General features: G+C 71.3%; 7 protein-coding genes. 3 read left to right on the top strand and 4 right to left on the bottom strand.

Annotation, left to right across the window (positions count from 1 at the left end):
• Nucleotides 1-2367 (bottom strand): glycoside hydrolase family 65 protein (locus AC2VNT_RS01300; RefSeq protein WP_486945139.1); only part of this gene is annotated, 2367 nt, incomplete at its 3' end.
• Nucleotides 2367-3113: a beta-phosphoglucomutase family hydrolase gene (locus AC2VNT_RS01305; RefSeq protein WP_486945140.1), complete on the bottom strand. Its 747-nt coding sequence runs from the start codon at nt 3111-3113 to the stop codon at nt 2367-2369. The genes AC2VNT_RS01305 and AC2VNT_RS01300, both read right to left, overlap by 1 nt.
• Nucleotides 3114-3196: 83 nt before the next feature.
• On the opposite strand from AC2VNT_RS01305, the gene guaA reads away from it, so the two are divergent.
• Entirely contained in the window at nt 3197-4750 is a 1554-nt protein-coding gene (gene guaA, locus AC2VNT_RS01310; RefSeq protein WP_486945141.1) for a glutamine-hydrolyzing GMP synthase, read from the top strand.
• Between the two features lie 81 nt (nt 4751-4831).
• Here guaA and AC2VNT_RS01315 read toward each other — a convergent pair whose 3' ends face one another.
• Both AC2VNT_RS01315 and AC2VNT_RS01320 read right to left on the bottom strand, forming a co-directional pair.
• Nucleotides 4832-5740, bottom strand: coding sequence for an NADP-dependent oxidoreductase (locus tag AC2VNT_RS01315; RefSeq protein ID WP_486945144.1), 909 nt, complete (start codon nt 5738-5740; stop codon nt 4832-4834).
• 75 nt (nt 5741-5815) lie between these two features.
• A complete protein-coding gene (locus AC2VNT_RS01320) occupies nt 5816-5956 on the bottom strand; it encodes a hypothetical protein (RefSeq protein WP_486945142.1) in 141 nt (46 codons plus the stop codon).
• Nucleotides 5957-6000: 44 nt separating this feature from the next.
• Between AC2VNT_RS01320 and AC2VNT_RS01325 the strand changes: the two genes are divergently transcribed.
• Together AC2VNT_RS01325 and AC2VNT_RS01330 are read left to right on the top strand one after the other, a co-directional pair.
• Complete coding sequence (locus tag AC2VNT_RS01325; protein WP_486945143.1) at nt 6001-6681, top strand: hypothetical protein; 681 nt, start codon at nt 6001-6003, stop codon at nt 6679-6681.
• A gap of 15 nt (nt 6682-6696) precedes the next feature.
• The coding region (locus AC2VNT_RS01330; RefSeq protein WP_486945145.1) for a hypothetical protein at nt 6697-6856 on the top strand (160 nt) is incomplete at its 3' end.

Below are 6856 nucleotides of genomic sequence, written 5' to 3' on the forward strand. Positions count from 1 at the left end.
CGGGCCGAAGCCGGCCCGCATGGTGCGCCGGTGGTGCGGTGCGCGGCCCGGCGGCTGCTGCGGCGTCGGCAGCAGCGGCTCGCGGGGGTGCAGCGCAACCGTCGACGGCGTGCCGGTGGTCAGGGTGAGCTCCTGGCCGGCGTGCCGGATGGTCAGCCGGCCCTCCGGCCCGTCGCGAAGCGTGTAGCTGACGTCGGTGGCGGTGGCGCTCACGGTGATCCGGAACCCGTGCCAGCGCAGCCGGAAGCAGAGTCGGGAGATCCCATCCGGCAGAGCAGGATTCAGCGACAGCACGCCGTCGTCGTCGCGCAGGCCACCGAAGCCGGCGACCAGCGCGGTCCAGGTGCCGGCCATCGCCGCCATGTGCAGCCCGTCGCGGGTGTTGCCGTGCAGGTCGCGCAGGTCGACCAGCGCGGTCTCGTACACGTAGTCGTGCGCCAACTCCAGGTGACCGACCTCGGCACAGAGCACCGCCTGGGTGCATGCCGACAGCGACGAGTCGCGCACGGTGCGCCGTTCGTAGTAGTCGACGTTGCGGGCCTTCTGCTCCGGGGTGAAGGCGTGGCTTCGCCAGTGCATCGCCAGCAGCACGTCGGCCTGCTTGACCACCTGGGCCGGATACAGCCGGACGTAGGGCTCGTTGAGCAACAGCGGGTAGCGGGCGTCGGCGTCGAAGTCCCACTCCGCCTGGGAGGTGAAGCCCTCACACTGCGGATGCACGCCGAGCTCCTCGTCGTAGGGGATGTGCACGGCGTCGGCGGCATCCCGCCAGCTGGCCATCTCCTCGGTGGTGACGCCCATCTCGTGTGCGGTGTCCGGGTGCCGGGCGCAGGCCGCGGCCGCGCTCCGCAGATTGTGCGCCGCCATCAGGTTGGTGAACACGTTGTCGCGGACGATCGCGGTGTACTCGTCCGGGCCGGTCACCCCGTAGAGATGCCACGCCCCGTGCCGGTCGTGATGACCCAGCGACCGCCAGAGCCGGGCCGTCTCCACCAGCACCGCCAGCCCGGCCTCCTCGGCCTCCAGTGACTGGTCGCCGGTGACGATCCGGTACTGCTCGAACGCCGCGGTGATGTCGGCGTTGATGTGCCAGGCCGCGGTTCCGGCCGGCCAGTAGCCGGAGCACTCCTGCCCGCGGACCGTCCGCCACGGAAACGCCGCGCCATCCAGGCCCAGTTCGGCGGCGCGTTCCTTGGCCAGATCCAGCGTCGACGCCCGCCAGCGCAGCGCGTCGGCCGCCGCGTGCGGAACCGTGTAGATGAGCACCGGAAGCACGAAGCTCTCACTGTCCCAGAAGGTGTGCCCGTCGTACCCGCTTCCGGTGAGTCCCTTGCTCGGGATCGCCCGGCGTTCGGCGCGGGCGCTGGCCTGCAGGATGTGGAAGAGCGCGAACCGGATCGCCTGCTGACAATCCGGGTCGCCGTCGACCTCGACGTCGGCGCCGTCCCAGAACTCGTCGAGGTAACCGCGCTGCGAGTCGAGCAGCCCCTGCCAGCCGCTGTAGCGGGCGCTGGTCAGCGCGGCGGTCACCTGGTCGCGCAGCGCGGGCCGGGACCGCTCACTTGACCAGTTGTAGGCCAGGTACTTCACGATCCGCAGCTGCTGGCCGGGGCGCAGCCCGCAGACCACGGTGGTCGCCGCCACGTCCGGGATCGCCATGGTGTTTACCTGCACCCGGCCCGGCACCTCGATCTCGTGGTGCATGCCGGCGGCCATCATCAGGTCGCTGACCCGGGTCCGGTGCACCAGCACCGCACCGGTGTCGGTGTGCTCCTGCTCGACGGCCTCCAGCGGCTTGTCCAGGATCGCCGCCACCCGCGGGTCGCCGGAGGTCGGCGGCTGGTCCTCGTTGGCAACCAGCTCGGACTGTACCGTCACCCGGACGAACTCGTCGACCGCCTCCACGGTGTACTCGATGGCGGCGATGCTGCGCTGCACCAGCGAGACCAGCCGGGTGGAGCGCACCTTCACCTGTTTGCCCGCCGGCGAGCGCCAGTGCGCATGCCGGGTCAGCGTGCCGGCCCGCAGATCCAGGGCCCGCTCGTGGTCGAGCAGCTCGCCGTACCGGACGTCGAACGGCTCGTCGTCGACCATCAGCCGGAAGATCTTGCCGTTGGTGACGTCGACGATGGTCTGGCCGGCCTGCGGGTAGCCGTACCCGGCCTCGGCGTAGGGCAGCGGGCGCACCTCGAAGAAGGAGTTCAGGTAGGTGCCCGGAAACCCGTACGGCTCGCCCTCGTCGAGGTTGCCGCGCAGCCCGACGTGCCCGTTGGCCAGGGTGAACAGCGCCTCGGTCTGCGCCAGCACGTCCAGGTCGAGCTGGGTCTCCCGGATCTGCCAGGGTTCGACGGGGATGTCGGCGAGCATCAGCGACCCGCCTGTAGGAGCTGCGCCAGGTCGTCGACCACGACGTCGGCACCGGCCCCGTACAAGTCCTCGGCATGGCCCAGCCGGTCGACACCCACCACGAACCCAAAGTTACCGGCCCGGCCGGCCGCCACCCCGGAGAGGGCGTCCTCGAAGACCGCCGCCGCGGCCGGGGCGACCGCAAGCAGCTCGGCGGCCCGCAGGAACGAGTCCGGCGCCGGCTTGCCCGGGATGCGCTCGGCGCGCAGGGTCACCCCGTCGACCCGGTGGCCGATGAACCGGTCCAGCCCGGTGCGCGCCAGGATCTCGCCGGCGTTGGCGCTGGCCGACACCACGGCGGTGGCCAGGCCGGCCGCCGCGACCGCCTCCAGGTAGCGCCGCGACCCGTCGAAAACCTCAACGCCATTGTCGCGCAGGGTTTTACCGAAGGCATCGTTCTTGCGGTTGCCCAGGCCGTGCACCGTCTCGGCGTCCGGCGGATCGTCCGGGCCGCCGTCCGGCAGGGTGATTCCCCGGCTGGCCAGAAACGACCGCACCCCGTCCTCGCGTCTGCGGCCGTCGACGAAGCGCCGGTAGTCGGACACCGGGTCGAACGGGACGAACGGATCGCCGGTGCGCTCGGCGCGCCGCGCCAGGTAGGCGTCGAACATCGTCTGCCACGCGACGGTGTGCCCGCTGGCGGTGTCGGTGAGCACCCCGTCCAGGTCGAACAGGCAGGCTCGCACCGTCTCCGGCAGACCCAGCACGGCGACCCTCCTTACTGTTCGCTACCACTTCACCACGCGCGCCGTCGGATCGACGGCATTTCGGCGCCACTAGACTTCCTTCGGTGTCGTCACCATCCTCGCGCCCGGTGCTGGTCATCGACTTCGGCGCGCAGTATGCGCAATTGATCGCCCGGCGGGTCCGCGAGGCGCGGGTCTACTCCGAGGTGGTCCCGCACACCGCGACGGCCGCCGAGATCGCCGCCCGTGACCCGCGGGCGCTGGTGCTCTCCGGCGGGCCGGCCAGCGTCTACGCCGACGGCGCGCCGGCGCTGGACCCGGCGCTGCTCGACCTGGGGGTGCCGGTGTTCGGCATCTGCTACGGCTTCCAGGCGATGGCCCGGGCCCTCGGCGGCACCGTCGCGCAGACCGGCGACCGCGAGTACGGCCGCAGCGAACTGAGCGTCGCCGGCGGCGAGCTGCATGCCGGGCTGCCGCGGAGCCAGCCGGTGTGGATGAGCCACAGCGACGCGGTGACCGGCGCGCCGGACGGATTCGCGGTGACGGCCAGCACGGCCGGCGCCCCGGTGGCCGCCTTCGAAGACCGCCGTCGCCGGCTCGCCGGGGTGCAGTACCACCCGGAGGTGCTGCACACCCCGTACGGGCAGCGGGTGCTCAGCCGGTTCCTGCACGAGTTCGCCGGGCTCGGCGCGGAGTGGACGTCGGCCAACATCGTCGACGCGCTGGTCGCGCAGGTGCGTGACCAGATCGGCGCCGGCCGGGCGATCTGCGGGCTCTCCGGCGGGGTCGACTCGGCGGTGGCCGCCGCGCTGGTCCAGCGGGCCGTCGGTGACCGGCTGACCTGTGTCTTCGTCGACCACGGACTGCTGCGCGCCGGCGAGCGCGACCAGGTGCAGCGTGATTTCGTCGCCGCCACCGGCGCAAAGCTGGTCACCGTGGACGCCGCCGCCGAGTTCCTGGACGCGCTGGCCGGGGTCTCCAACCCGGAAGGCAAGCGCAAGATCATCGGGCGGCAGTTCATCCGCGCCTTCGAGGGCGCGGTGCGCGACGCGCTATCGGGGGCCGACATCGACTTCCTGGTGCAGGGCACGCTGTATCCGGACGTGGTCGAGTCCGGCGGCGGCGCCGGAACCGCGAACATCAAAAGCCATCACAACGTCGGCGGCCTACCCGACGACCTGAAGTTCACCCTGGTCGAGCCGCTACGGCTGCTGTTCAAAGACGAGGTGCGCGCGGTCGGCCGGGAACTGGGCCTGCCGGAGGAGATCGTTGCGCGCCAACCGTTCCCCGGGCCCGGGCTGGGCATCCGGATCGTCGGCGAGGTCACCGCGGCACGGCTGGAGACGCTGCGCCAGGCCGACGCGATCGCCCGCGAGGAGCTGACCGCGGCCGGTCTGGACCACCAGATCTGGCAGTGCCCGGTGGTGCTGCTGGCCGACGTCCGCTCGGTCGGGGTGGCCGGGGACGGCCGCACCTACGGCCACCCGATCGTGCTGCGGCCGGTCTCCAGCGAGGACGCGATGACCGCCGACTGGACCCGGGTGCCCTACGAGACGCTGGAGCGGATCTCCACCCGCATCACCAACGAGGTGGCCGAGGTCAACCGGGTGGTGCTGGACGTCACCAGCAAGCCGCCCGGCACCATCGAGTGGGAGTGAGCCGGTCTCCAGACAGCGGCCGGCAGGCGGCGACGGCCGCGGCGCGGCGTCGGCGTGGATGCAATACCGAAGGCGTGGCCGCTAACCGATCACCAGCACCAGCCTGCCTCGAACATGCCCGTTTTCGATGACGCGGTGAGCTTCCGAGACCTGGTCGAGCGGGTAGGTGCGTTCCACGGGAAGCCAAAAGCGTCCGGCCTCGATGAGCGCCCCGATTTCGGCAAGTGCGTGAAATGCGTGACCGTGAAAGCCGTTGCTGAAGCGCACCTTGTGCTGGTCGGCTCCTTCGAAATCGGCAAGTGTCACCACGTTCTGTGGGCCGCTGGCGAGATCAATCAGCTCGGGTAGTACGCCGCTTCCGGCGACGTCCAGCGCGGCGTCGACGCCATCGGGCGCGAGTGCGCGGACACGCTCGGTCATGCCTTCGCCGTATGCGACGGGCTCTACGCCAAGGCGTCGAAGGTAGTCGTGGTTGGCGGTACTGGCAGTGCCGATCACGCGCGCGCCGCGCGCGACGGCCAGCTGAACGGCGGTGCTGCCGATCCCGCCCGCTGCGCCGTTGACAAGCAGGCTGATTCCACCGTCGACGCCGAGTTGGTCCAAGCTGCGGGTAGCCGTTTCGAGCGCGACGGGGAGGCCGGCTGCGTCGACGAAGCCGAGCGACGGCGGGATCGGCGCCCAATACGTCAGCAGCGCCAGTTCGGCCACCCCGGCGCCATCGTCGGAGACACCGAATACCGCGTCGCCGACAGCGACGTCGGTAACACCGTCTCCGACCTCGTCGACAACGCCCGCCACATCGCGACCCGTCGTCTGTGGTAGCCCCGCTCCGAAGTCCAACAGGCCTTTGCGCAGCTTCCACTCGGTCGCATTGATGCCGGCGGCGCGCACGACGATCCGGATCTGCCCGGGACCGGGATTCGGGTCGGGAAGATCCACGATCTCAAGCACCTCGGGGCCGCCGAAGCGCCTGAACTGCGCTGCTCTCATCATCTTCCTCACTGTCGACGGAGATCGCGTGGCATTGGCTGTGCCAGGTTAATTCGGACCGGCTGTGATGGCTCTTCAATTCGGGGTTCTCGCGTCGAAATGTCGGGGCGCGTTGACCACGCCCACCGGGGGCATGCCGCCGAACATGCCGCGGGTCCACCGTGGGCGCGCCTTGACGCTGCCGCCGGAGAGGTGTTTACTAACGATATCGAACATACATTCGATCATAGTGGGGATCCGACCGTGCCCAGGAGTGCGTCATGACGGCGGCAGCGGCCTTCGACCGGTGCCATGAAGGCCGTGCTGAACAGCTCAAACAGCTTCGCCGGCAGATGGCGGAAATCTCCGGGAAGGTCGGCGCCAGCCGGCGCGGGCCCGCCGGCCCGCAGGACCTGATGCCGAGCTCGGAAAGTTTGCTGCCGATCCCGGAATCGCTGGCCGAGGCGCTGCCCGCCGGGCTGCCGCGGGGAACCGTGGCGGTGCTGTCGGGAGCCCGGTCACTGGTGCTGAGCCTGGTGGCCGCGGTGACCGCCGCCGGGGGTAATGCGGCCATCGTCGGGTTGCCGGACACCGGGTTGCTGGCCGCCGCGGAGATGGGCGCCGACCTGAGCCGGCTCGCGGTGGTCCCGGACCCCGGCACCGATCCGGTGGAGGTCGCCACGGTGCTGATGGACGGAATGGATCTGGTGGTGCTCGGCTTGGGCGGGTCTTCGGTCCCGGCGGCCCGCACCCGGGTGGTGGCGGGCCGAGCCCGGCACCGGGGCTGCGCCCTGCTGGTCGCCGACGGCGACTGGCCGGGTGCGACGCTGCGGCTGGGCGCCCGGGTGCGTGGCTACCAGACCACCTGCGGCACCGCCGTTCCCGGGTTCGGGCGGATCGGCGCGGTGCGGCTCGAGGTACGGGCGCAGGGACGGGCGGTCGTCCGGACCCGGGCCGGCTGACCCGGGTGGTCGCCGATGTCTGCTCGAGTGCTGGGTGTGTGGTGCATGGATTGGCCCACGGTCGCCGCGGCGGCGGCCGCGGGTCTGCCGGCGACCGCCCCGATCGCGGTCACCCTGGCCAACCGGGTGGTGGCCTGCTCGTCGACCGCCCGCGCGGCCGGGGTCCGGCGCGGGC

The organism is Mycobacterium sp. TH-M15 (assembly GCF_057473705.1).

Excerpts from the sequence above, each read along its gene's own strand:
- AC2VNT_RS01315 (WP_486945144.1), bottom strand. The coding sequence starts at position 5,740 with ATGAGAGCAGCGCAGTTCAGGCGCTTCGGCGGCCCCGAGGTGCTTGAG.
- AC2VNT_RS01320 (WP_486945142.1), bottom strand. The coding sequence starts at position 5,956 with ATGTTCGATATCGTTAGTAAACACCTCTCCGGCGGCAGCGTCAAGGCG.
- AC2VNT_RS01325 (WP_486945143.1), top strand. The coding sequence starts at position 6,001 with ATGACGGCGGCAGCGGCCTTCGACCGGTGCCATGAAGGCCGTGCTGAA.